The sequence below is a fragment of the Flavobacterium sp. genome (assembly GCF_023151265.1).
GTDB lineage: Bacteria > Bacteroidota > Bacteroidia > Flavobacteriales > Flavobacteriaceae > Flavobacterium.
In genome coordinates, this window is the sequence record NZ_JAKLJH010000002.1 from 24,335 (window position 1) to 50,140 (window position 25,806).

General features: G+C 33.7%; 20 protein-coding genes. 9 read left to right on the forward strand and 11 right to left on the reverse strand.

Annotated elements, in window-relative coordinates; all coding sequences use genetic code 11:
• The first annotated feature begins 62 nt into the window (after window positions 1-62).
• The 7 genes from L6Q46_RS00390 (at window position 63) to L6Q46_RS00420 (ending at window position 5,605) form a co-directional block, all read left to right on the forward strand.
• The gene (locus L6Q46_RS00390) at window positions 63-434 is read left to right on the forward strand and encodes a group III truncated hemoglobin (RefSeq protein ID WP_291282626.1); all 372 of its coding nucleotides are present in this window, start codon (window positions 63-65) and stop codon (window positions 432-434) included.
• Between the two features lie 134 nt (window positions 435-568).
• Entirely contained in the window at window positions 569-1,627 is a 1,059-nt protein-coding gene (locus tag L6Q46_RS00395) for a ketoacyl-ACP synthase III (RefSeq protein WP_291282627.1), read from the forward strand.
• A 91-nt stretch (window positions 1,628-1,718) separates the two neighbouring features.
• Window positions 1,719-2,243 (forward strand): methyltransferase, encoded by a 525-nt coding sequence (locus L6Q46_RS00400; RefSeq protein WP_291282628.1) that lies wholly within the window; start codon window positions 1,719-1,721, stop codon window positions 2,241-2,243.
• A gap of 4 nt (window positions 2,244-2,247) precedes the next feature.
• Entirely contained in the window at window positions 2,248-3,096 is an 849-nt protein-coding gene (locus L6Q46_RS00405) for a glycosyltransferase family A protein (protein WP_291282629.1), read from the forward strand.
• Between the two features lie 10 nt (window positions 3,097-3,106).
• Window positions 3,107-4,021 (forward strand): hypothetical protein, encoded by a 915-nt coding sequence (locus L6Q46_RS00410; RefSeq protein WP_291282630.1) that lies wholly within the window; start codon window positions 3,107-3,109, stop codon window positions 4,019-4,021.
• A 67-nt stretch (window positions 4,022-4,088) separates the two neighbouring features.
• Complete coding sequence (locus L6Q46_RS00415; RefSeq protein WP_291282631.1) at window positions 4,089-4,835, forward strand: ABC transporter permease; 747 nt, start codon at window positions 4,089-4,091, stop codon at window positions 4,833-4,835.
• The gene (locus L6Q46_RS00420; RefSeq protein WP_111567002.1) at window positions 4,835-5,605 is read left to right on the forward strand and encodes an ATP-binding cassette domain-containing protein; all 771 of its coding nucleotides are present in this window, start codon (window positions 4,835-4,837) and stop codon (window positions 5,603-5,605) included. The genes L6Q46_RS00415 and L6Q46_RS00420 overlap by 1 nt, the downstream gene beginning before the upstream one ends.
• A gap of 2 nt (window positions 5,606-5,607) precedes the next feature.
• On the opposite strand, the gene L6Q46_RS00425 is transcribed toward L6Q46_RS00420, so the two are convergent.
• The 9 genes from L6Q46_RS00425 to porU form a co-directional block, all read right to left on the reverse strand.
• Entirely contained in the window at window positions 5,608-6,663 is a 1,056-nt protein-coding gene (locus L6Q46_RS00425) for a mannose-1-phosphate guanylyltransferase (RefSeq protein WP_291282632.1), read from the reverse strand.
• 28 nt (window positions 6,664-6,691) lie between these two features.
• Window positions 6,692-7,294, reverse strand: a complete 603-nt coding sequence (locus tag L6Q46_RS00430; protein ID WP_111567004.1) for a SprT-like domain-containing protein — start codon at window positions 7,292-7,294, stop codon at window positions 6,692-6,694.
• A 2-nt stretch (window positions 7,295-7,296) separates the two neighbouring features.
• A complete protein-coding gene (locus L6Q46_RS00435) occupies window positions 7,297-7,980 on the reverse strand; it encodes an SDR family oxidoreductase (protein WP_291282633.1) in 684 nt (227 codons plus the stop codon).
• Window positions 7,970-8,932 carry a M20/M25/M40 family metallo-hydrolase gene (locus tag L6Q46_RS00440; RefSeq protein WP_291282634.1) on the reverse strand — a complete coding sequence of 321 codons (963 nt, stop codon included), beginning with the start codon at window positions 8,930-8,932 and terminating at the stop codon, window positions 7,970-7,972. Before L6Q46_RS00440 ends, L6Q46_RS00435 begins: the two co-directional genes overlap by 11 nt.
• Before the next feature lie 72 nt (window positions 8,933-9,004).
• Window positions 9,005-10,609: a 2-oxo acid dehydrogenase subunit E2 gene (locus L6Q46_RS00445; RefSeq protein WP_291282635.1), complete on the reverse strand. Its 1,605-nt coding sequence runs from the start codon at window positions 10,607-10,609 to the stop codon at window positions 9,005-9,007.
• A 5-nt stretch (window positions 10,610-10,614) separates the two neighbouring features.
• Complete coding sequence (gene pdhA / locus L6Q46_RS00450; protein WP_026725694.1) at window positions 10,615-11,613, reverse strand: pyruvate dehydrogenase (acetyl-transferring) E1 component subunit alpha; 999 nt, start codon at window positions 11,611-11,613, stop codon at window positions 10,615-10,617.
• 161 nt (window positions 11,614-11,774) lie between these two features.
• Complete coding sequence (gene cdd / locus L6Q46_RS00455; protein WP_291282636.1) at window positions 11,775-12,254, reverse strand: cytidine deaminase; 480 nt, start codon at window positions 12,252-12,254, stop codon at window positions 11,775-11,777.
• A gap of 65 nt (window positions 12,255-12,319) precedes the next feature.
• Window positions 12,320-13,531, reverse strand: coding sequence for a type IX secretion system outer membrane channel protein PorV (porV, locus tag L6Q46_RS00460; RefSeq protein ID WP_111567031.1), 1,212 nt, complete (start codon window positions 13,529-13,531; stop codon window positions 12,320-12,322).
• 39 nt (window positions 13,532-13,570) lie between these two features.
• Window positions 13,571-17,485 carry a type IX secretion system sortase PorU gene (gene porU, locus L6Q46_RS00465; RefSeq protein ID WP_291282637.1) on the reverse strand — a complete coding sequence of 1,305 codons (3,915 nt, stop codon included), beginning with the start codon at window positions 17,483-17,485 and terminating at the stop codon, window positions 13,571-13,573.
• Window positions 17,486-17,696: 211 nt separating this feature from the next.
• Between porU and gldJ the strand changes: the two genes are divergently transcribed.
• Both gldJ and murF read left to right on the forward strand, forming a co-directional pair.
• The gene (gene gldJ / locus L6Q46_RS00470) at window positions 17,697-19,397 is read left to right on the forward strand and encodes a gliding motility lipoprotein GldJ (RefSeq protein WP_291282638.1); all 1,701 of its coding nucleotides are present in this window, start codon (window positions 17,697-17,699) and stop codon (window positions 19,395-19,397) included.
• Window positions 19,398-19,480: 83 nt separating this feature from the next.
• Window positions 19,481-20,764, forward strand: coding sequence for a UDP-N-acetylmuramoyl-tripeptide--D-alanyl-D-alanine ligase (gene murF / locus L6Q46_RS00475; RefSeq protein ID WP_291282642.1), 1,284 nt, complete (start codon window positions 19,481-19,483; stop codon window positions 20,762-20,764).
• A 43-nt stretch (window positions 20,765-20,807) separates the two neighbouring features.
• Here the strand turns inward: murF and L6Q46_RS00480 are convergent, their stop codons facing one another.
• Window positions 20,808-25,046: a hypothetical protein gene (locus L6Q46_RS00480; protein ID WP_291282639.1), complete on the reverse strand. Its 4,239-nt coding sequence runs from the start codon at window positions 25,044-25,046 to the stop codon at window positions 20,808-20,810.
• A 2-nt stretch (window positions 25,047-25,048) separates the two neighbouring features.
• On the reverse strand, window positions 25,049-25,483 hold the full coding sequence (locus L6Q46_RS00485) for a hypothetical protein (RefSeq protein ID WP_291282640.1): 435 nt from the start codon (window positions 25,481-25,483) through the stop codon (window positions 25,049-25,051).
• Window positions 25,484-25,806 lie beyond the last annotated feature (323 nt).

Genomic DNA, 25,806 nt, shown 5'->3' on the forward strand with positions numbered 1-25,806 from the left:
TTTTTAATTTGGAACCTTTTTTTTACCAACTTGAAACCTGAAACTTAAAAACATTTACAAAGATGAACGACATTGAAACCCGAGAAGATATTTTACTCATCATGCACAAGTTTTATGACAAACTTTTAGCCGATGATTCAATTAATTTTTTCTTTACCAAAGTAACATCTGTTGACCAACATTTGGAAGCGCATTTTGATATTTTAGCAACTTTTTGGGAGCAATCTTTATTCTTAAAAGGTGGTTATTTTAATAATATGTTTTCTATTCATAAAGACGTACATGATAAACATGCTTTCAAAAAAGAACATTTCGATACTTGGTTAACGCATTTTAATTCGACAATTGATGAGCATTTTACAGGTAAATATGCCGAGCAAATGAAAACGCAAGCGTTGAGCATGGCAACGATAATGCAGATAAAATTCAATTAAAAGCCATTAAAAAGTTGATTTTCATATTTTTTTTAGTTTAAAATGACGATTCAATAATTACACCAAATAAAACATCTGTTTTGTATTTATCTTAAAAAATAATTAATAATTTCGTTAGATTAACAATACGTATTATGAATATTAAAATAACAGGTTCAGGAAGTTATATTCCAACTAAAAAAGTTACGAATTCTGATTTTGCTCAACACGATTTTTTGAACGAAGACGGCACTGCTTTTAATATGACAAATGATATTATTGCAGAAAAATTTGTTGAAATTACAGGAATCATAGAACGACGCTATGCAGATGACAATATGGTTAATTCTGACATGGCAATAATCGCAGCTAAAAAAGCTATTGAAAAATCAGGCATTGATCCTGAAACATTAGATTACATTATTTTAGCCCATAACTATGGGGATATAAAATTTAACACCATTCAATCGGATACTGTTCCAAGTTTAGCCACTCGTGTTAAATATGGATTACAAATTAAAAATCCAAAATGCGTCGCTTACGACGTGCTTTTTGGTTGTCCTGGTTGGATAGAAGCCGTTATTCAAGCACAAGCATTTATTAAAGCTGGAATGGCTAAAAAATGTTTAGTGATTGGCTCCGAAACGTTGTCACGCGTGGTAGACAGACACGATCGAGATAGCATGATTTATTCAGATGGTGCAGGCGCAACAATCATTGAAGCTACTGATGATGAAGGCGGAATTTTAGCTCACGAATCTGCAACTTTTTCTTTTGATGAATCTAAGTTTTTATATTTTGGAAACTCTTTTAGTAAAGAAGAAGATCCAAATATTCGCTATATCAAAATGTATGGTAGAAAAATTTATGAATTTGCCTTATCTAATGTCCCAAAAGCAATGGCATCTTGCTTAGAAAAAAGCGGAATTGCTATAACGGATGTAAAGAAAATCCTAATTCATCAAGCAAATGAAAAAATGGATGAAGCTATCATCAATCGTTTTTACAAATTGTACAAAATGGAAACTCCAGAAGGAATTATGCCAATGAGTATTCACAAATTAGGAAACTCAAGTGTTGCAACGGTTCCAACCCTATATGATTTAATTGTAAATGGTGAATTAGAAGGACAAAATTTAAACAAAGGCGATGTTATTATTTTTGCATCTGTTGGTGCTGGAATGAATATTAACGCGATTGTTTATCAAATGTAATTTTTTGTTTCAAGTTTAAAGTTTCAGGTTAAATTGCTAATTTTACAAACTGTTTCCAACTTGAAACCTGAAACTTGAAACAAACTTTATAATGTACGAAAAAACATATCCGAGCAAACGATTCAATATCACTTTAGATTTTCTAAAAAAACATATCAAAACTTCTGAAACCATTTTTGACTTAGGTGTTCCAAATCCTTTTTCAAAAATCATGGTAGATAATGGTTATACTGTTATCAACACAAAAGGTGAAGACATTGACAACGACCAATCGACGCTTCAAACTGAAAATTACGATGTGTTTACAGGTTTTGAAATTTTCGAACATTTACTAAATCCTTACACTGTTTTACAAAACGTAAAAGCAGATAAAATTTTAATTTCGATTCCTTTACGTTTATGGTTTTCTCCAGCTTATCGAAGCAAGACCGATATGTGGGACAGACATTATCATGAATTTGAAGATTGGCAATTGGATTGGCTACTTGAAAAAGCAGGCTTTAAAATTGTGGATAGAGTAAAATTCACTCATCCAGTAAAAAAAATCGGATTTAGACCTTTATTAAGATGGTTTACACCGAGATATTATTTGGTTTATGCTGAAAAAGTAAAATAGTCAGATGAAATATTACGTTATCATTCCTGCTTACAATGAAGAAGCTTTTATGAGCTTAACTTTACAATCGTTAGTAGAACAAACCGTTTTACCAACAAAAATTGTAGTGGTGAATGATAATTCTACCGATAAAACTCCGGAAATTGTTTCTGAATTCGTTTCCAAATATCCATTTATCACTTTAGTGAATAAAAAATCAGATGCGATTCATTTGCCTGGAAGTAAAGTGATTCAAGCATTTCATGAAGGCGAAAAAAATATCGATGACAATTACGACATCATTGTAAAAGTAGATGCCGATTTGATTTTTCCAAAGAATTACTTCGAAACCATAATCAAACATTTTCAATCCGATGAAAAAATTGGAATGGTGGGTGGCTTTTGTTATATCGAAAAAAACGGCAATTGGATTTTAGAAAGCCTTACGGATAAAGACCATATACGCGGTGCCTTAAAAGCATATCGAAAAGAAACCTTTAAACAAATTGGCGGATTACAACCGCAAATGGGTTGGGACACTGTTGACGAATTACTTTGTAAATTCTACAATTGGAAAGTCGTAACGGATGAAAGTTTACACGTAAAACATCTAAAACCTACAGGTGCTAGCTACAATCAAGCCGCAAGATTCAAACAAGGAGAAGCATTTTATACGTTAGGTTACGGATTATTCATCACGGCTGTAGCTTCTTTAAAATTAGCCATGCGAAAAGGGAAACCTTTATTATTTATTGATTATATCAAAGGATTTTGGAAAGCAAAAAGAGAGAACAAAAACATGTTGGTTACACCTGAACAAGCTAAATTTGTTAGAAAATATCGTTGGAAGAAGATGAAAGAGAAGTTGTTTTAGTTCTTAGTTAATGAAAAATATTATCTTATTTACACTTCTTTTTGTCAGCAATGTTTTTTCTCAAAAAAAAATCACAGTTGCTTCTACTTTAAAATCTCCAATTACAGATGCGTTACTAATTGTTAACAATTCTCCTAAATATATTACAGATAGTTTAGGAAGTGTTACAATAAAAGAAGTAGACTTAAATTCTTCAATTTTAATAAGACATGTAAAATATAAACTAAAAACATTTGATAATATAAAAAATCAAGACACGTTATTTCTAGAAGAAAAACTTGAAGAATTGAAAGATATTGAAATAATTGCATCTTCTAAATCTAAAAAGAAAACAGAATCATTATTTCCAAAGATTTCTTCAAGAAATATTCTGCCTGAGAACTTTGGAAAAAGTAGTTCAATTAGTAGTAACATGGAAATTGCACTTTATTTTCCAAATGAAAAAAAACAAAGCAATATTATTCAAAGATTAAAGATTTACACCAATGATTATAAAGTTCTGGAAAACCTAGAAACTAAAAAAGCTAATAAAAGAAGAAATGCTAAGTTTAGCCCTATTCAAGTAAATTTTTATACAGTTGATTCTATTTATGAAGTTCCAAATGAAAAAATATTTAAAGAAAACTTCATAGTTTCATGTCAAATTGATGATGATTATGCTATTTTAGAACTTTCAGAAGAAGAAGAATTTGAATTTCCTACAAATGGTATTTTCGTTATCATTAAAAATCTTTCTGAAGAAGACTATCAAGCATTAGGGTTTGATTATCCTCCTGGAATAACCACAATTGGAGTTTCAAAAGACAACAAAATTATACCTTATTTTAGATATCTTCATGAAGGTGAAACTGCTTTGTGGAAAAAATATGATTATATGATTAAAAGACAAAACACATATAAAGTTGGGATTGAGTTTAAAAATTAAGTCTAAAATCAAACAAAATATAGTATTTTTACTGCTTACTAGAAACTGAATACAGAACACTATCAAAATGATGCTCATTCGCTACTTATCTCAAATAGGAAAATACTTCATCATGTTGAAAGAAATTTTCAACAAGCCTACTAAATGGTCGGCAATGAAACAACTAATTCTTAAAGAAATTGATGATTTAATTATCGATTCGCTTGGAATTGTTTCTTTTATATCATTTTTCGTAGGTGGTGTTGTGGCAATTCAAACGGCATTAAACTTAACCAATCCGTTAATCCCAAAATATTTGATTGGATTTGCAACACGTCAATCGGTTGTTTTAGAATTTGCTCCAACTTTTATTTCCATTATTATGGCGGGTAAAATGGGTTCGTTCATTACATCAAGCATAGGAACCATGCGTGTTACAGAACAAATTGACGCATTAGAAGTTATGGGAGTTAACTCTTTGAATTACTTAGTTTTTCCAAAAATAATTGCTTTACTTTTATATCCTTTCGTAATTGGATTAAGTATGTTTTTAGGCGTTTTTGGAGGTTGGATGGCAGCCGTTTATGGAGGATTTACTACAAGTTTCGAATTCACAACTGGACTTCAAACTGAATTTATTCCGTTTCATATTGCTTATGCCTTCATTAAAACTATTGTTTTTGCCTTCATTTTAGCTACAATCCCTTCGTTTCATGGCTATTACATGAAAGGTGGCGCTTTAGAAGTAGGAAAAGCGAGTACCGTTTCATTCGTTTGGACATCGGTAGTAATCATTTTAATGAACTTTATATTAACGCAACTTCTTTTAAGCTAATGATTGAAGTAAAAAATATCGTAAAAAAGTTTGGTGAACAAACCGTTTTAAAAGGAGTTTCCACTCGTTTTGAAGCAGGAATGACCAATCTTATTATTGGACAAAGTGGTTCTGGAAAGACCGTTTTCTTAAAATCATTATTAGGAATTCATACGCCTGATAGCGGCACTATTTCTTTTGATGGTAGAATTTATTCCGAACTTTCTAATGATGAGAGACGTGAATTGAGAACCGAAATTGGAATGGTTTTTCAAGGAAGTGCCCTTTTTGATAGCATGACGGTTGAAGAAAACATTGGATTTCCACTAAAAATGTTTACCAATAAATCGGTTAAGGAGATTAAAGAGCGCGTAGATTTTGTTATTGATAGAGTTCACTTAGTTAATGCGCATCAAAAACGACCATCTGAAATTTCGGGTGGAATGCAAAAACGTGTGGCGATTGCTCGAGCGATTGTAAATAATCCAAAATATCTTTTTTGCGATGAACCAAATTCGGGATTAGACCCAAAAACTGCGATTGTAATTGATAATTTGATTCAGGAAATTACGCAAGAATACAATATTACCACAGTAATTAACACACACGATATGAACTCGGTAATGGAAATTGGCGAAAAAATTGTGTTCTTAAAAAATGGTTTATTAGAATGGGAAGGTTCTAACAAAGAAATATTCAAAACCGATAACGAAGCCGTTACCGATTTTGTATATTCTTCTGAGTTATTCAAACGTGTTCGAAAAATGTATTTAGAAGATGATGTAAAATAGTGTTACTTTAATTTTGATACTATTTGCTTAATATCTTGCTCTTTATTTTTTGGATAAATCAACAAAACATCATCTTTATCTACGATAATATAATCGGTTAAACCATCAATAACAACGAGTTTTTTTCCTTCAGTTCTGATAATGTTATTAGTAGCATTTTCCAAATAAACAGAAGCATTAACTACGGCATTTTCTTGTTCGTCTTTTGGTAATTTATCGTATAATGAACCCCAAGTTCCTAGATCGTTCCAATCGAAAGTTGCTGGTAACACATAGACATTTTGTGCTTTTTCTAGAATAGCATAATCCACCGAAATATTTTGAGCTAACGGATAATTATCTTTGATAAATGACGCTTCTTTTTCAGTATTTAAAGCCTCATAACCATTCATAAAATGATCATACATTACTGGTTGAAACTCTTCATAGGCTTTTAAAACGGTTTTAGCACTCCAAACAAAAATTCCAGCATTCCAAAGATAATTTCTGCTTTGAATAAACTTTCTTGCTGTAGCATAATCTGGTTTTTCTCTGAATTGTTTTACTTTCTTGATTGGACGAGAATCTAATTTATCAAATTCAATATAACCGTAACCTGTGTTGGCGAATGTTGGTAAAATCCCTAAAGTCATTAAGTTTTCATCGCGTTCACAAAAATCAAAAGCATGTTGCAAATTAGAACAAAACTGCATTTCATCTTCAATCCAATGATCTGAAGGAGCAACAACCATTATAGCCTCTGGATTTTGTTTTTTAATTTTCAATGAAGCATACAAAATACAAGGTGCCGTATTTCGCATTACTGGTTCAAGAATAATTTGCTCTTGTTTTACCATTGGCAACTGCTCCAAAACTATGCTATTATAATCTTCATGCGTTAGAATTAAAATATTTTCTTTTGGAATAATTTGCGACAAACGAGTAAACGTTTTTTGAATCAATGTTTCACCCGTTCCTAACATGTCATGAAATTGCTTAGGAAACTCGGCTGTACTCACTGGCCAAAAACGAGAACCAACGCCACCAGCCATTAATATTGCGTAATAATTTTTGTTCATTTTTTTTGACAGATTTTTTATTGCTTTTCTAATTCGGCAACAATTCTACTTCGGCATTAGGTTGAAACAAATACAAGCGTCCAGAACTTATTTCTAAACATTCGTATCGCTTAACTCGCAATGCAATTTTTTTGAAAATTTTTCCGTTGTGAATTCTAAAATGACTTCCCATTGGAATTTCAAAGATATAATTTTTATCGGTTTCTTTTTGGTCGAATTGTTTTAAAGCGATGGCTAATTTAGCATCGGTATCGCTACTTGCTTTCGGATTTCTAAAATGCTTGGCAAGTAATGGCAACAATTGATTTGGGAATATTTCAGGTCGAATAAACGGCACCATCATTCTTTGAAAAGTGAGTTTCCATTCATCGCCATGCGGTTTTATGTTACGACCATATTTTTCGAAAGCTACTAAATGTGCAATTTCATGAATTAGAGTTATTAGAAATCGGTATTTATTTAAACTTGCGTTAACCGTAATCAAATGATAGCCTTGCGCATCTTTTCGATAATCGCCATGACGGGTTTGACGCTCATTAACGATTTTAAGATGTACATGATTCGCTTTGATTAACTCAAAACAATGATGAACTGCGTGTTCGGGTAAATATTTTTGTAAAACTTCGCTCAATTTTAAGGCGTTGAAGATGAAACTTGCAATACTTTTCCGTTATAATATTTGTTTCCAGTCAAGGCAAAATTGAAAATATAATCGGCCATTTCTTTTGCTGAAAGTGGCGCCTCGTAGCCAGGGAAAGCTTCTTGTAACATCTCTGTATTTACAGCTCCAAGTGCTAAAACATTGAAAGCGACTCCCTGTTCTTTATATTCTTCTGCTAACAATTCTGATAGTGTAATTACCGCTCCTTTACTTGACGAATAAGCAGCTAAACCTGCGAATTTCATGCTACCTTGAATGCCGCCCATAGAACTTATGGTAACTACATGACTTCCTTTTTCCATGAAAGGAATACAGATTTTTGTTAATTCGGCAACAGCAAAAACATTGACTTTATATATGTTTTGAAATTCTTCTGAAGTAATTTGCGTGAATTGTTTATGCAATAAACTTCCAGCATTGTGAATTAAAACATCCACTTTTTTCCAAGTTCTATTAATAAAATTTTCTACCTGAAGCAATTCTTCTGGATTTGAAATATCAATTGACAAACATGTAATGCTTGGATTTTCGATTAACTCTTTTGGTGTTTTTCGAGAAATAGCTAACACTTGATGTCCGGCATTGGCAAATTGTAACGCTAACTCGTAACCTATTCCACGTGAAGTTCCCGTTATAATGATGTTTTTACTTTTCATTTAATTTGATTTCTTTTTTTGGGGCATTTATCATTTTTTCTAAAACTGGAATTGTTTTCGAAATTACTTTTGTCATGTGTTTGGTATCCATCATTTCAAACTCATCATCTGGTTGGTGATAAAATTGGAAATTTTCAAAATCGAAAGTTGACACCGTTTGTGCTGGGACATTAAATTCGGTAAAAAACGGATAATTATCAGAAGCTCTAAATAACATGTATTTGGTTTCTATTGGCAAATATCCCACTAATTTTTCACCAGCATATTCATTCATTGTGGTTGCCATATTAGATTTACCAAAACCTGTTAAATAGAAATCCATTCCTTTGTCTTTCATTGGAACACCAATCATTTCAAAATTGAACATGAAATACAAATCCATATTTTGTTCTCTCAATTTGGCTGCCAAATGCTTTGAACCTAAAAGTCCTTTTTCTTCTGCTGAAAAGAATACAAAAAGTACACTTCGCTTATTGTTTTTAAATTTTGCGAAATATTTTGCTACTTCGGTTACCGCTGTGGTTCCGGAAGCATTGTCATTTGCTCCGTTTCCAATATCATCGCCATTTACAGCTGCAATTTTCCCAATATGATCGTAATGTGCACCAATAATTACGAATTCATTTTTTAGTTTTTTATCTGTTCCTTCGATATAACCTACGATATTGCATGAAGTTTTATCAAAATTTGAAAGTGTATCGCGATACGTTTTAAAATAAGGTTTTATTCCGTTCTCTTTTAGAAGATTTTCTAAATAAACAGAAGCTTTCTCAATTCCATAACTACCCGAATCTCTTCCTTCTAGTTCATCAGAAGTTAAATAAGACAAAGTTTTAATTACATTTTCTTCTGCAACTTGATAGTTAGCATTTGAAATATTCTTTGATGAAACATTAGTTTGTGCATGCAATGACAATCCAACGAAAGAAATTAGGAATACGATTTTTTTCATAGTTTTTAGTTTTAAGTAAAAATAAAAAAATCCCGAGTAAATCGGGATTTTGTATGATAAATTTAACACTTATTATGCTAACATCGTTACTGGATTTTCCATAAACGCTTTGAACGTTTGTAGGAATTGAGCTCCTGTTGCTCCGTCCACTGTTCTGTGATCGCAAGCTAAAGTAACTGTCATTGTGTTTCCAACTACGATTTGACCATTTTTAACTACTGGTTTCTCAATAATAGCACCAACAGATAAAATAGCTGAATTTGGTTGATTGATAATCGATGTAAACGATTGAATTCCGAACATTCCTAAGTTTGAAATCGTGAATGTGCTTCCTTCCATTTCAGCTGGTTGAATTTTCTTAGATTTTGCTTTTCCAGCTAAGTCTTTCACATTTGCACCAATTTGAGTTAAACTCATTTGGTCTGTAAATTTCAACACTGGAACCATTAAACCATCTTCAACAGCAACAGCAACACCAATATTCACATGGTGATTGATTACCATTGCATCTTCTCTCCATTGTGAATTTACTTGTGGATGTTTTTTCAATGCCATCGCACTCGCTTTGATTACCATATCGTTGAAAGAAACTTTCGTATCTGGCAATCCGTTGATCATATTTCTTGAAGCAATTGCATTGTCCATATCTAACTCGATTGTTAAATAGTAATGCGGTGCTGTAAATTTAGATTCTGATAATCTTCTCGCAATGGTTTTACGCATTTGCGAATTTTTGATTTCTTCTTGGAATACTTCTCCTGCTGGAACAAATGGTTTAACTGCTGCAACGGCATTTGTAGCTTCTGCAACGGCTTGAGACGGAGTTGCAACTGCAGATGGTGAGAAATTCTCCACATCCGATTTTACAATTCTTCCGTTTTCACCAGAACCTTTAACTTGAGACAAGTTGATTCCTTTATCTTGAGCAATTTTTTTAGCTAATGGAGAAGCGAAAACTCTACCTTCTGAGTTAGAAGCTGGGAGTTGGGAGTTGGGAGTAGTTTCTGCTTGAGCAACTACTTTTTCTTCTTCTTTAGAAACTTCAGCCACAGCGCCAACTTTATAATTAGCTGCAATTCCTGAAACATCAGTTCCTGCTGGACCTAAAATAGCTAAAATTGTATCCACTGGAGCAGAATCACCTTCTTGAACTCCAATATATAATAACGTTCCTGCATTGAAAGATTCGAATTCCATAGTAGCTTTATCCGTTTCGATTTCAGCTAAAATATCACCTTCTTTTACAGTATCTCCTACTTTTTTCAACCAAGTTGCAACTGTTCCTGTTGTCATTGTATCTGACAAACGAGGCATCGTTACTACTTTTACACCAGCTGGAATTTCAACTGCTGCTGAAGTTGGTTTTGCTTCTTCAACTACTTTTTCTTCTTTAGTTTCAGTCGCTGTTCCACCACTTAATAAAGCAGCAATATCTTCACCAGCTGTTCCAATAATCGCTAACAAAGAATCTACTGGAGCCGATTGACCTTCTTGAATTCCGATGTGTAATAAAACACCATCATAGAAAGATTCGAATTCCATTGTAGCTTTATCTGTTTCAATTTCGGCTAAAATATCACCTGTTTTGATTGTATCACCCACTTTTTTTAACCAAGTTGCTACAACTCCTTCGGTCATCGTATCACTCAAACGGGGCATTGTTATAATTTGTGCCATAGTTCTTATAATTTATGTGGAATGAAAGGATAATTTTCTTGTTCGTACACTACATCATACAACTGTTGTGCTTCTGGGAATGGAGATTCTTCAGCGAATTTCTCACATTCAGCCACTAAATCAGCTACTCTTTGATCGATTACTTCGATTTCAGCTTCTGTTGCGTAGTTATTTTCTTTGATTACATCTAAAACTTGAATAATTGGATCGATTTTTTTGTATTCTTCCACTTCTTCTTTCGTTCTATATAATTGTGCATCAGACATTGAGTGTCCTCTGTAACGGTATGTTTTCATTTCTAAGAAAGTTGGTCCGTCTCCACGACGCGCTCTTTCCATTGCTTCGTGCATTGCTTCAGCCACTTTCACTGGATTCATTCCGTCAACTGGTCCACAAGGCATTTCGTATCCTAAACCAAGTTTCCAAATATCGGTATGATTAGCCGTTCTTTCAACTGAAGTTCCCATAGCATATCCATTGTTTTCAACAATAAATACTACTGGTAATTTCCAGTTCATTGCCATATTGAAAGCTTCATGTAAAGAACCTTGACGCGCAGCACCATCACCAAAATAAGTTAAAGTAACTCCACCAGTTTCAAAATATTTGTCTGCAAAAGCAATACCTGCTCCTACTGGAATTTGCGCTCCAACGATACCGTGTCCTCCATAAAAACCATGTTCTTTAGAGAAAATATGCATCGATCCACCCATACCTTTTGAAGTACCTGTTACTTTTCCGTACAATTCTGCCATAACTTTTCTTGGATCTACACCCATTCCAATTGGCTGAACGTGGTTACGGTAAGCGGTAATCATTTTATCTTTAGACAAGTCCATTGCATGTAAAGCTCCAGCTAAAACAGCTTCTTGACCATTATAAAGGTGCAAAAATCCTCTAACTTTTTGTTGGATATAAACAGCGGCAAGTTTATCTTCAAACTTTCTCCAAAATAGCATGTCTTCATACCATTTTAGGTAAACTTCTCTTGTAATTGGTTTCATTTTGGTTTGTTTTTTTAATACAATTGAATTGCGAAAGACATTATTTGTCAATCCCAATTTTACGAACAGCAAAAATACTACATAGAACCTGATTGAAAAAATTAAATTCTACGATTTTTGTATTTTTTATAACAAAATCAATAAAAAAAGTTACGAAATCGTTATAGATGATTCTTATCGAAAACTAAGGGTAAGATATTTTTCAAAGAATCTGATTTATAAATATCCCCTTTTGCTCCCATAAAGAAAATAGCGATTGGCAAATCTTGTTTAAATTCGTATTCTGCAATTGCTTGTCTACAGCTTCCACATGGCGGAATTGGCTCTTCTAAATCTCTGTCTTGTGGAGATGCCGTGATGAACATTTTTACAATTTTTGCATTTGGATAAGTTGCACCCGCATAATAAATCGCTACTCGCTCTGCGCATAATCCTGATGGATAAGCCGCGTTTTCCTGATTAGAACCTTGAATCACTTCTCCGTTATCTAGAAGAATTGCTGCTCCTACTGTGAATTTAGAATAAGGCGCATAAGCTTTACTTCTCGCTTCAAATGCTTGCAACATTAAACTAGTTTCTTCTTGAGATAATTCGTCTTTTGATAGTACCGAAATGGTCGTGTTTATTGAAATTTGCTTCATATGTAAGGAAAAAAAATCCAAATTCTAAAATAAGAATTTGGATTGTTTATTAATTTATTTTTTGTTTAAAGTTCATCGTAGTTATCTCCAAAATTAAACGTAAGAGAGAATCTCAATGTGTTTTCTAATGGATTTCTCACCTTTGATGCTGAGAATAAATAGGAAACATCAATTTTTACGATGTTATATTTAAACCCTGCTCCTAAAGTAAAGAATTTTCTTGCTCCTTTTAATTCGTTCTCATTAAAGTAACCTAGTCTTAAAGCAAACGAATCTTGATACCAATATTCTGCCCCTAAAGCCCATGTAAATTCTTTTAACTCTTCTGAAAAACCATCTGGAGCATCTCCAAATGATTTAAAAAGACCACTTGTCCAACTAGTCTTTCTGTAATCTGATAATGCCTGACTGTAAGCATCGTCTGCCAAATCTTGCTCTGCATCATCAATATCACCACTTCCATCAGCATCAATAGCCGCTACTTTTGCTGGAGGTGTTGGCACTAATAATTTAGTGATTTCTGCAGTTACACCAACTTTACTATACTCATCAAAAATAAAATCAAAACCTCCACCTAATCTAAAATTGGCTGGTAAGAAATTATCATTCAAATCGTCTTTGTCATAACTAATTTTTGGACCTAAATTTTGAAAATTAAATCCCCCTCTCCATCTTCCGTTGAAATCATCATAAGCAATTTCTTCAGATTGGTAATATCCTGCAATATCAACTGCAAATGTTGTTGCTGCTGACACATCATTATTTTCATCTGGAATTCTTAATGCCGAACGAATAAATCTTCCTCCAACAGCCATTGAAAAACGCTCACTTAATTTTAATGAATATGAACCATCTAATGCAAATTCGTTTGGATTTACAGTTCTAACCACTTCATCAGGATCTGGCGTTTGTCTCAAATCAATATCACCTAAACCAAAATAACGAAAAGAAGCTGCAAAAGCACTTCTTTCATTAATTCTATTATAATAAGATAACTGACCTAAAGAAATATCATTAGCAATACTAGATAAATAAGGCGTATAACTTATAGAGAAACCTTGTTTTTGTAAAGAAAAGGCATATTTAGCAGGATTGAATTGTTGCGAAAAAGCATCAGCAGAAGTTGCAACTCCCATATCTCCCATACCCGCAGAACGAGCATCTGCAGCAATTAATAAGAAAGGAACTCCAGTTGTTATAACTCGGCTATTATCTTCTTGCGCTTTAACATATTGTCCTACAGAAAATAAGACTAATAATAGAGCAATTTTTTTCATTGTATTCATAGAAATTAATTTGACAAATATAGTATTTTATTACAGTATTACAAGTTTCTCGTATTTTTCAACAGATTTACCAGTTGAAGTTGATCTTACTTTGAGCTTATAAACATAAACTCCTTTACCTATTCTATCTCCAAAATCATCACGACCATCCCAAGTTACATCTCTACATAAAAAACCATCTGTTGTTACTTGCTGATTAATTGTTTTTACTAACTTTCCTGAAATAGTTAAAATTTGAACTTGTACATCAAGCGGTTCAAATGGCATATTGTGATTAAACCAAAACTCGGTATAACTTACAAATGGATTTGGATAATTTAATACTTTCTCAATGCGTAATCCTTCATCTGAACAAATAGCGTTAAATTGAATCTCTGCCGTAACCAAATTATTGTACACATCCCAAGCTTTAAATAAAATCGTATGCAAGCCTGGCGTCAAATCTCTAAATGGGAATCTTACAAATCCTTTAGTATAATCATCATTTTCGGTTTCATAATACTCATTTAAAACGTATGGATTAGATTCATCGCCATCTAAAATTGCAACAATATCATGTCCAATTCCACTTGCTGTATTGATTCCATTTTCATCTTCTAAAAAAGCCAACAATATTGGAGAACAATTTGTAATTCCACCCGAAACAAATCCTTCATCATTCATATGAAGCCTTACTTTTGGCGGACTTGAATCTGCTACAGCATTTACGTTAACACCTCCTATTTGGATTGTTCTATCATATCCTGTTTGATTTTCGAGATTTGGCATATTACGTTTTGCGTAAAAGCTAATCTTTCCATTTCCAACTGGTATTCTAATATCTTGCGGAACCACGAAGCTAAATTCAAATTGTCCGTTTACAACCGAGGCGTTTCCTCTAAAAACGGTTTCGCCTAAAGTTGTAAAATTCATTTTTATTAATTGACCTGCTGGGAAAAAATTCCCCATAATGTTTGTACCTCCCGGACTTGGAGCAGCGACTCCATTATTAGCCAAAGTACTTCTGTTAATATCTTTATCAAAAATTTGAACTGCTAAATCTCCGTTATAGTTTGACAACAAAACATCGTTTTCATCACGCACTTCACCAGAAATCTTAGCCAAACTTAAAGCTTGAAGTACTGGTAATGGCTGACTTACAGGAACATCATTTACTTTAGTAAGCACCACTCTAGGTTTTGGAATAGCTAATTTTAATGCTGGATCACCAATAAAAAAAACTACCCTTCTGTTATCTGAACCAGTACTTAATTTTGTTGTACGTAAAGCTTCTGCAATTGAAGGATAATCATTTGACCCAAAAGCATACAAATCTTCGCTTAATAAATTATTCATTACAAAACCTGTTGTAACACCTATTTGACGAGTAGTTGCAATCAAACCAATTGCCCCTCCTGCTTTATTCCAATACATATACTCGCCACCTGTGAAACGGTTTGGATCATCAAAACGTGTAAATTCGCAAGTTATTGTTATAAAAAGCGGATATCTGTATCGATTCGTTAAGTTTTGAGCTTCAATTTTTTCAAACAATCTTTCTCTTGCTAGCGATTCTTCATTACCATGTCCAAAATAATTAAACACTAATGCTCCTAATTCTAATGCGTCTAAAAAATCATTTTTTGCTTCTGGATAGCGCTCTCCTCCAGCCGCTACTTGCTGCAAATACGAATCGGTGTGGATTTTTTTAACATTAACAAAAGGTTTTTGAGTTGTTAAAGTATTGGCTAAATTATCAAGCCCAAATTGCAGCGTAGCATCGGTAAGATTATCCGCATCATCTGAATAAATTACATAATTATTTCGCCATCTTCCGTATGATTTTTCATCATGATATTCTATTACCTTGTCAACCATTTCTTTAGCCTGACCAGCAGATGAGACTAACATTCTTCCAACAGCAATGTCAATTCCATCAAAACCTCCTAACATTGTACCTTCATTGTCATCCATCAAACCAAAAAAATCATCAGACATAAAAGAAGAAAACAAAGAGAAGTTTGAAATATTATTAGTTTCAGAAGCAAATGGATTAAACCCATGAAAAACTGGAACTATATTAGTATTGTTGAATAATCGATTTTTGTAATCATAAGAAGCATCTCCAAAAAGATTCACGTATTTTACTCTTTTATCAGGAGTTGAAGCATTCCAATACACATACTTTATTAAATTTCTTATCGCAGCAATATCTTGCTTCCCGGATGCGAATTCATGATAAATTTTTTCCAAAGAAACCACTCTCACAACAAGTCCAGAATTTACTCGATGAAAATCTGCCAAACGTTCGGCTTGAGAAATTAAAAAATCAGGTGTTATAATTAGATAATCAATATCTTGAAAATTCCCTTGAGCATCTTTAAAAATAGTTCCCTTCAAATTTTGATTTAGAACAGCAGCATTTGAATCGCGCAAAGGCGTAAAAGTATCCGACAAATCAACCGCTACATATTTTCTTGCCGTTCCTAAATTTGTTTTAAAACTAAAATTAGCTCCTGTTGTATTTTGATAACTAACAACGTTGTACAAATCTGTTACATCCCAAACTTGTTCTATACCTGAAGCATTTGAAATTCTATATTCTCCAACACCAATATTAGTTTGCTCTTGATCATTGAAAAACAAAAACTGTTTAGAAAAACCCATCAAATTTCGTTTTGTCTTTAATCTTATAAAATCTAGAAAACCATTAGAACTTGGCACACCACCATTATTGTAAGCCAATGCAATCGTTATTGAGGAAGAAGTTGCATTAAAAACAGTATTCAAAGCAGATTCATAACCTTCAACTCCGCTTCCGGTAACTAATTGCGGAAAATTTAATGTTCCTAAATCGATATTATTAGCCTTTATATTAAATGAAGAGCTTCCGAATGATTTTGATGCTGTATTAACTTTAATTTGAACAGGAACTGAAGTGTCTAGATTTGGAATAGTGAATTCGAAATTTTGAGTATCATCAATATTAAACTGTTCTCCAAACCATCTTCTTCCTACTTTTCCAGCGTTTAATAAATCTTTTTCATAGTAAATAACATCATCAAATTGAGTAAAAGTTAGAGTAGGCGAAGCAATCGGCTGAAGCGCCTGTTCTATTCTTTTTCCCGAAGAACCTAAAGAAGTAATATAATAGTAGGATTTATCAGCAAATAAATTCACGCTGGTTAAACTCTCGGTATTCCAAGTATCAACCCCTTCAGCATAAAACAAAATATAATCACTGTTATCAAAAACACCATCATCTTCTCCAACAAATTGAATTGCATTTTCTTCTAAATCATTTGGATAAGGCAATGTATTTTCAAGAGGCAACATTCTACCACCGTTTCCATAAATCTTTATATTTCGCGGATCTACATTTACATTAAAGCCTATACTTTGCAAAAAAGACTTAGAAACTTTGTAAACACCCGATTTTTCAACATAAAAACGATGCCAATTTCCTGTTGCTAAAACCGAATTCGAAGTACTCTGAATTACATTCTGATTATTGATCCTATTAGCTTGCCCTTCTTGAAACGAATAAGTAAACGAAATAACTTTCTTATAAACACTTCCTTCCTTTATAATAGGATTCAAAACCAAAACACCTTTGTAGACGTCACGTGCACGAACAATTTCTAGCTTTGCATCAATCTTAAGTGGAATTAATGTTTTGTTTAAATCATAAAGCTCAGACTCATTAATAGTTTGATAATTCACATTAGTAACAATTAAACTTGAGGCATTTGCATTTGCAGAAACTGGCACCACTTGCTTATATTGAATTTTTCGTAACGGAATATCAATATTATAAAATTCTAAATCAAACTGTGGAACTTTAATTAAAACATCACCTGTATTGTAATCTAAATTAGAATTCCAATTAATAGATACATTTTCCGTTTGCTGAGAAAAAACAAACGAAATAGACAATAAAAGCAAAAATAGAATAGTTTTTTTCATTAGCAGTAAAACGTGATTAACACATATATATTACAAAGAGAAAAAAATTATTTATTTTATTCTAATTTTTTACAATAAAACTTAGGATAAAACGTTGTAAGAGAAAGGATTTTAACATAACATTAATTTTTTTTTACAAAATTTTAAAAACATGTTGCATTTTAATTCATAATTATTATCTTGCGACACTAAATTTATTACCTACTAAAGTATGAAAATTAAGAAAATTATGGCTTTAAAAGTGTTAGTAGTATTAGCACTGGCATTAGGTTTTACGGGTTGTAGCAAAAAAGGAAGCACTAAAGGTGGTTCTACGGCTACAGGATGGAAAATCAATGACAAAAAAGGTGGTTTCCAGTTTAATGACAAGTTTAAACAACAAGAAACTCCTCCAGGAATGATTTCTATTGAGGGTGGTACTTTTACTATGGGTAAAGTACAAGACGATGTTATGCATGATTGGAATAACTCTCCAAACCAACAACACGTACAATCTTTCTTCATGGACGAAACAGAAGTTACCAACAAAATGTATTCTGAATACTTATTTTGGGTAAAAACAGTTTTCCCTCCAACAGAAGAAAATTACAAACATATTTATAACGGAGCAATTCCAGATACTTTAGTATGGAGAAATCGTTTAGGATATAACGAAACGATGACTAACAACTACTTAAGACATCCTGCTTATGCTGACTACCCAGTAGTTGGAGTTAACTGGATTCAAGCAGTTGAATTTAGCAAATGGAGAACTGACCGTGTAAATGAAAACATTTTAGAGCGCGAAGGCTACCTTAAGAAAGATAACAAAATCAAATTAGGTTCTGACGTAACTGCTGAAAATTCATTCAGTACTGAAACTTATATCAATACACCTTCAAAAGCGTTTGGTGGAAATGAAGAAGTAGTATTGAAAAAAGAAATGGGTGGTGGAAGAAGACCTGCTGCAGATACTGCTAAAAATGTTTATGCTCAAAGAAGTTCTGGTTTAATTTTACCAGAATATAGACTACCAACAGAAGCTGAGTGGGAATATGCTGCAGTAGCTTTAGTTGGAAACAGAGAGTACAATATCTATAAAGGACAAAAGAAATATCCTTGGAGTGGTCAATATACTCGTTCTGCTAAAAGACAGTACAGAGGAGACCAATTAGCTAACTTTAAACAAGGTAAAGGAGATTACGGAGGAATTGCTGGATGGTCTGATGACGGAGCTGATATTACTAACAAAGTAAAAAGTTATGCGCCAAATGATTTCGGATTATACGACATGGCAGGTAACGTAGCTGAGTGGGTACAAGACGTTTACAGACCAATGGTAGATGATGAAGCAAATGACTTTAACTATTTTAGAGGTAACGTTTATACTAAAAATAAAATTGGTGAAGACGGAGTTGTTGAATTAGTAACTTCTGACAATATCACTTACGACACATTGAGTAATGGTAGAATTATGGCTAGAAATTTCCCTGGTCAAATTGCTCAAGTTCCTGTTGATGAAAACGAAACTTATTTAAGAACTCAATTCTCAACTTCAGACAACAGAAATTACAGAGATGGTGATAGACAATCTACACGTTTCTACAAATTTGGAGGTTCTGAAGAAGAGCAAGAAGGTGGAGAAGACAAATTCAGAATGTACGAAGCTCCTAAACATTCTATCACTGCTGATAGTTTAGGCAAAATGGACAAGAAATTTGATAAATCTGACAAGAGAACTACTTTAGTAGATGACAACGTTAGAGTTTACAAAGGAGGTTCTTGGAGAGATAGAGCATACTGGTTAGACCCAGCTTCTAGAAGATTCTTCCCTCAAGACATGGCTACAGATTACATCGGATTTAGATGTGCGATGTCTAAAGTAGGTCCTAAGTCAAACAAAAAGACTCCTAGAGGAAATCCTAAAAAATAATTTTCATACAAAATACTTAAAAAAGCCCTTTCGTTTGAAAGGGCTTTTTTTTATCTTCGTTTCGATTTAAAACAACAAATATGATCACAATTACCACATTACATTCTTTATTTCTAAACTGCTCTAGCGTTTCAACCGATACACGAAAAATAGAGAACGATTGTTTGTTTGTTGCGCTTAAAGGTGAAAATTTTGACGCCAACACCTTTTCAAAAGAAGCTTTAGAAAAAGGAGCTAAATATGTGATTATTGACAACCCAAACTATCAGATTGATGAACGTACTTTATTAGTAGAAGATTCACTTGTTACCTTACAAGAGTTGGCCAAATACCATAGAGCCTATTTAGGATTACCAATTATAGCTTTAACTGGAAGCAATGGAAAAACAACAACTAAAGAGCTAATTCATGCTGTACTATCAAAAAAATATAACACCCTTGCTACCATTGGAAACTTAAACAATCACATTGGAGTTCCTCTTACTCTTTTACGATTTACAAAAGAAACAGAAATTGGTATTGTTGAAATGGGCGCCAATCACCAGAAAGAAATTGAATTCTTATGTAAAATTGCACAACCAGATTATGGTTATATCACTAATTTTGGAAAAGCTCATTTAGAAGGTTTTGGAGGAGTTGAAGGTGTAATTAAAGGCAAAAGCGAAATGTATGATTATCTAAGAAATAATGACAAAATCGCTTTTATAAATGAAGATGACACTATTCAAACTGAAAAAACTAATAACATAAAAAGATTTAGTTTTTCGACATATAATCCAAATTCTGATGTTAGAATTACAGATGTAAAAGCAAATCCAATGGTAGAAATTCTGTATAACAACCTAACCATCAACTCACATCTTATAGGTATTTATAACGCCAATAATATTAATGCTGCAATAACTATTGGAAAGTATTTCAAAGTAACAGACGAGTTAATTAAAGAGGCAATTGAAAATTATATTCCTGAAAACAATCGTTCCCAATTGATACAAAAAAACGGAAACGAAATAATTCTAGATGCTTATAATGCAAATCCGAGTAGTATGTCGGCAGCTATTACTAATTTTATTCAATTAGAAAAAAGCAATAAAATTGCAATTCTTGGTGATATGTTTGAATTAGGAGAAGAAAGTCTTATCGAACACAAGAAAATTGTAGATTTACTAATTAATGAAACTACGATAACTACTTATTTTATTGGAAAAGATTTTTATGCTAACCAAACACCAAACTCACATTTAAAATTCTTCGAAAGTTTTGAAAATTTTGCAGCTTTTTTTAGTTCAAATCAACCAGCTGAGTGTTTAATGTTAATAAAAGGATCTAGAGGAATGGCATTAGAAAGAACTCTAAGTCTTCTATAACAAGCAAAAGAGGCTCTTACTTTAAAAAAGTCAAACAATCAAGCTATTGATTTGCAGAAAATATTTTATGAGTAATCACTTCTTTAGAAGTCATTAATTTCAAAATAAACAATTCTCCGCCAGCATGATTAAAATTAATATCTAGTTTTAATTCTTTGCCAAAATAAGCGTCTGTATCTTTATACTCATACAACAAAGAACCTTTTGTATCAAAAATCTGAATATCAACATTTGATTCGTAATTAAACTTATAATTTAACATTAAATATTCTTTAAATGGATTTGGATAAGCCGTTACAATTAAACCATCAGAAAGTGAAACTGTTTTAATTTCAATATCTTCAGGTACTGGTACATTAATTCTACATTCATCATATCCTCTATTAATTGCATCAACAGCGGCGTTAATATTTGAATGAGAAAGACCGTTTATGTATTCACCTCCAAGTGCTTTATTCGCTAAAATGAATAAGTTACCTACTGTAGCACCACCATTTAAATTCAAATAATCAATAACATTTTGTGGAATATTAAATATTTGAACGGTTTCCATATCAGGCATATTTGCACCACATTCTACATCTGATGCAGTTGCAAAAGTAGATTCTAATTCAACCGAAGCCAATGCATTACTGATTTGAAGATTAAAGAATAAGACCATTGTTTGACTTAATAAATTGTTATTAATCTTACCTTTTCTCGAACCAGATGCGTATATAGGATCACCATCAGACCATGTTGCAGGAGTATCGTAGGTAGCAAATCCAACTAATTTTCTTGGACTTCCACCACCTGGAAGCATCTTGTAAATATTATTATCTCTTGGTATTGAAACACCATTAACATCAGAAAGTTTTAGAAGAAAATAATTACCTGTATTTACACTTCCAAAATTAAATGATCCGCCTACTTGATTTAAAGCTCTAATCATCATTATTTGAGAATTAACACTACCTAAATCAGGCACACAACCTAAACCTCCATAATTTCCATAGAAACCCTGAGTATAAGTACAATGAGCATCATCACAAGGAATTAGTTCAACTTCAATATCTTCTGATATCTCACAACCATTAGCGTCAATAATTTTAACCGTATGATTTCCAGTATTTAAACCTGTAAAAGTAAAAGGCGACAATTGCTCAGAAGCTGGACCATTATCAATACTTACCATATAAGGAGAAACTCCTCCCGAAAAAGTAGCGCTAATACTTCCTGTTGCTGTATCAATACAATTTTCTGGTTCCATTTGCAAAGAAAGCGACAAAGCATCTGGCTGACTTATTGTAGCGTCACATACCGTTGCATCTTCTAATGTTTGAACCGCATCTGTAATTAATATAGTATATGTACCTGCTGGTAAATTTGAAAATAGGGCTCCACCTGGCTCATCATTAACTCCCATTACACTATCAATTACATTATTGAGATCGCTTGAATTGTATAAATAGAAATTGTAAGGCGGGATTCCGTTTGAACCTAGAACTTGAATAGATCCACTTGATTCTCCATTACAAGCAACAGGTGTTGGTGTTGTTTGACATCCAATTCTACAGTTAAATGACATAGTAAAAGTTGAAGAGCAAGAGGATTCACATCCAGTATCAGTATTACGAATTGTCCATGTTACTGTTACGGATGTTTCTATACTACCTGGGACTCCAATAATAGGATTTAAAGGAGCATTACTATCTCCGTCAGGATCTGCACTAGATGGACTGTACACATATTGTACCGCCACGATTTCAATATTAGGGTCGGAATTTAATCCTGCAAACGAATTAAACCAAGTACTAAATTTCGAATCTGTAGCCGCTTGGGCAACACTAGCTGAAACACCACAATCAACATCAAATAAAGCAGGACTTGGACAAACAATTTCAGGAAAATCATTTACCGTCACAACTGCGCCATCACTATTCGTACATTCATTTGCGTCTGAATACGTATACGTCACATTATATGGTCCTGCAGCTAAACCTGAAGCATCAAACAATCCGGATGCGCTTACATTAGCACCACTCCATGTTCCACCTGCTGGGTTTGCTGTTAATTGAACTGTAAATCCTGTACAAACTTCTGCGTCATTAGCAACAACAGTTGGTAGTGCATTTACGGTGACAACTGCACCATCACTATTCGTACATTCATTTGCGTCTGAATACGTATAGGTAACATTATATGGACCTGCAGCCAAACCTGAAGCATCAAACAATCCGGATGCGCTTACATTAGCACCACTCCATGTTCCACCTGCCGGGTTTGCTGTTAATTGAACTGTGAATCCTGTACAAACTTCTGCGTCATTAGCAACAACAGTTGGTAGAGCATTTACGGTAACCACTGCGCCATCACTATTGGTACATTCGTTTGCGTCTGAATAAGTATACGTAACATTATATGGTCCTGCAGCTAAACCTGAGGCATCAAACAATCCTGATGCGCTTACATTAGCACCACTCCATGTTCCGCCTGCTGGATTTGCTGTTAATTGAACTGTAAATCCGGTACAAACTTCTGCATCATTGGCAACAACAGTTGGTAGCGCGTTTACGGTTACCACTGCGCCATCGCTATTAGTACATTGATTTGCGTCTGAATACGTGTATGTTACATTGTATGGCCCTGCAGCTAAACCTGAAGCATCAAACAATCCGGATGCACTTACATTAGCACCACTCCATGTTCCGCCTGCTGGATTTGCTGTTAATTGAACCATAAATCCTGTACAAACTTCTGCGTCATTTGCAACAACAGTTGGTAGCGCGTTTACGGTTACCACTGCGCCATCGCTATTAGTACATTCATTTGCGTCTGAATAAGTATACGTAACATTATATGGGCCTGCAGCTAAACCTGAAGCATCAAACAATCCTGATGCGCTTACATTAGCACCACTCCATGTTCCACCTGCTGGGTTTGCTGTTAATTGAACTGTGAATCCTGTACAAACTTCTGCATCATTGGCAGCAACAGTTGGTAGTGCATTTACGGTGACAACCGCGCCATCACTATTGGCACATTCATTTGCGTCTGAATAGGTATACGTTACATTATATGGTCCTGCAGCTAAACCTGAGGCATCAAACAATCCTGATGCGCTTACATTAGCACCACTCCATGTTCCACCTGCTGGATTTGCTGTTAATTGAACTGTGAATCCGGTACAAACTTCTGCGTCATTAGCAACAATAGTTGGTAAAGCATTTACGGTGACAACTGCACCATCACTATTGGTACATTCATTTGCGTCTGAATAAGTATACGTAACATTATATGGACCTGCAACCAAACCTGAGGCATCGAACAATCCGGATGCGCTTACATTAGCACCACTCCATGTTCCACCTGCTGGATTTGCTGTTAATTGAACGGTAAATCCTGTACAAACTTCTGCGTCATTAGCCACAACAGTTGGTAGAGCGTTTACGGTTAAAATTCCAGAGTCTTCTCCATCGCAATCGGTATTATGATTACCATCAACAACAATTACTTTATATATGCCCCCATTATCAGCTAAAGATAAAATCGGAGTTGTATAACTATTATTTGTTGCTCCAGGTATCAAAACATTATTCAGATACCATTGATAAGAATAACCAGGAGTTGATGTAGTACTGAAAGTTGCCGTAGAACCAACACAAGCTTCTTCATCTGCTACAGATGGAACAGGATTATCATTAACAACCAAATTTACCGTACAAGGAGCCTCGGCTGGAACACCATTACTATCGCTCACTATGACAGAATATACTCCGGCTACACCAACATTTATTGAAGCTGTAGAGGCACTAAATCCATTTGGACCTGTCCAAGCAAAAGTATAAGGAGCACCTCCCGAACCATTAATTCCCGATGCGGTAAAAATAGCTGTTGCACCTGCGCATATTTCGGCAGATGAAGGAGTTACTGAACATGTTGGCGGCACAATGATTGTGTTAGATGCCATTTGTTGATCTTGACTTCCTAAGGTAACACAGTTACTGAGTGGCGAACATATATTATCAATATGAAAGTGATATGGAGAGCCACTAATTGTTGAAGCTCCGTTTCCAGACCCCCAACCAGCACAAGCAAAAGAAGGTTCAGCGGCAATATGACATCCTAATACCAATAATGCTTTTGTTGATGTAGGAGTAAATGTTACTGTACAATAAGTCTGTTGTGTACTTGCACCATCTTCATTTCCCCATACGTAGGTAATATTTGAAACAGTTCCATTATAAATCCAAATGGAATTCTTATCTGGGAAAGCAGCATCTGCATTCTGTTGACATGCCATTTTTAGGGCTGTTTCATTATAATAACCCGCTGGAACTCCACCTGTATTCCTTGAATAATATTAATATTAAATGTAACCGATGCAGGGACATTCGGAGTAAGTCCATCTAACTCAATACGAGTAGGTATCGACTGTCCTTCTGTAAAATGGGAATTTGTTGCTTGCGCATTTCCATTTGCCCAATTAACTGGACTAACAGGAGCTGAAGCAGGACCGTTTTTCCCCCATTGTGAATTATTTGTATTTGACTGGCCATATAAAGTAACTTGACCAAATACTAAAAGTAAAATTGTAAATCGATAGAACCAATTTTTATTAAATTCTGCTCCCAACAAAGAGGAAGCTTTACGCCAAACTTTAAACACCCCATTCAAATCAGGCGTGGAGCCATTCAAACATCGGGTATTTTCGCGATAAAATAGAATAAATTTTTTCATAATAATACGGTTTTAAGTACCATATCATTAGCAAGTTCAGATAGAAGGAGCTTCAAATGAAATTGAACTTTTTCCAATCATGAATTGAAATTTTAAAAAAATTAAAAAAGTAAAAAGTAAAAAGAAAATCTATCAATTGATTTTTGTAAGGGAAATATTGCTCATAGCAATCACAATTAATCAATAGAACCATCTGATAAGTTAATGATTTGGAAAAGACTAGCCTTTCTCAATCACATTAAACGCATTATATACTAACCCCCTTTTTAGGTTTAGTGGCACAAAGTTAAATCAATTTTTAATTTCCATTAAATAATTTAAAA

Bases quoted from the DNA above. Each gene is read 5' to 3' on its own strand.
- L6Q46_RS00390 (WP_291282626.1), top strand. From the start codon at position 63: ATGAACGACATTGAAACCCGAGAAGATATTTTACTCATCATGCACAAG.
- L6Q46_RS00395 (WP_291282627.1), top strand. From the start codon at position 569: ATGAATATTAAAATAACAGGTTCAGGAAGTTATATTCCAACTAAAAAA.
- L6Q46_RS00400 (WP_291282628.1), top strand. From the start codon at position 1,719: ATGTACGAAAAAACATATCCGAGCAAACGATTCAATATCACTTTAGAT.
- L6Q46_RS00405 (WP_291282629.1), top strand. From the start codon at position 2,248: ATGAAATATTACGTTATCATTCCTGCTTACAATGAAGAAGCTTTTATG.
- L6Q46_RS00410 (WP_291282630.1), top strand. From the start codon at position 3,107: ATGAAAAATATTATCTTATTTACACTTCTTTTTGTCAGCAATGTTTTT.
- L6Q46_RS00415 (WP_291282631.1), top strand. From the start codon at position 4,089: ATGATGCTCATTCGCTACTTATCTCAAATAGGAAAATACTTCATCATG.
- L6Q46_RS00420 (WP_111567002.1), top strand. From the start codon at position 4,835: ATGATTGAAGTAAAAAATATCGTAAAAAAGTTTGGTGAACAAACCGTT.
- L6Q46_RS00425 (WP_291282632.1), bottom strand. From the start codon at position 6,663: ATGAACAAAAATTATTACGCAATATTAATGGCTGGTGGCGTTGGTTCT.
- L6Q46_RS00435 (WP_291282633.1), bottom strand. From the start codon at position 7,980: ATGAAAAGTAAAAACATCATTATAACGGGAACTTCACGTGGAATAGGT.
- L6Q46_RS00440 (WP_291282634.1), bottom strand. From the start codon at position 8,932: ATGAAAAAAATCGTATTCCTAATTTCTTTCGTTGGATTGTCATTGCAT.
- L6Q46_RS00445 (WP_291282635.1), bottom strand. From the start codon at position 10,609: ATGGCACAAATTATAACAATGCCCCGTTTGAGTGATACGATGACCGAA.
- pdhA (WP_026725694.1), bottom strand. From the start codon at position 11,613: ATGAAACCAATTACAAGAGAAGTTTACCTAAAATGGTATGAAGACATG.
- cdd (WP_291282636.1), bottom strand. From the start codon at position 12,254: ATGAAGCAAATTTCAATAAACACGACCATTTCGGTACTATCAAAAGAC.
- porV (WP_111567031.1), bottom strand. From the start codon at position 13,531: ATGAAAAAAATTGCTCTATTATTAGTCTTATTTTCTGTAGGACAATAT.
- porU (WP_291282637.1), bottom strand. From the start codon at position 17,485: ATGAAAAAAACTATTCTATTTTTGCTTTTATTGTCTATTTCGTTTGTT.
- gldJ (WP_291282638.1), top strand. From the start codon at position 17,697: ATGAAAATTAAGAAAATTATGGCTTTAAAAGTGTTAGTAGTATTAGCA.
- L6Q46_RS00480 (WP_291282639.1), bottom strand. From the start codon at position 25,046: ATGGCATGTCAACAGAATGCAGATGCTGCTTTCCCAGATAAGAATTCC.
- L6Q46_RS00485 (WP_291282640.1), bottom strand. From the start codon at position 25,483: ATGAAAAAATTTATTCTATTTTATCGCGAAAATACCCGATGTTTGAAT.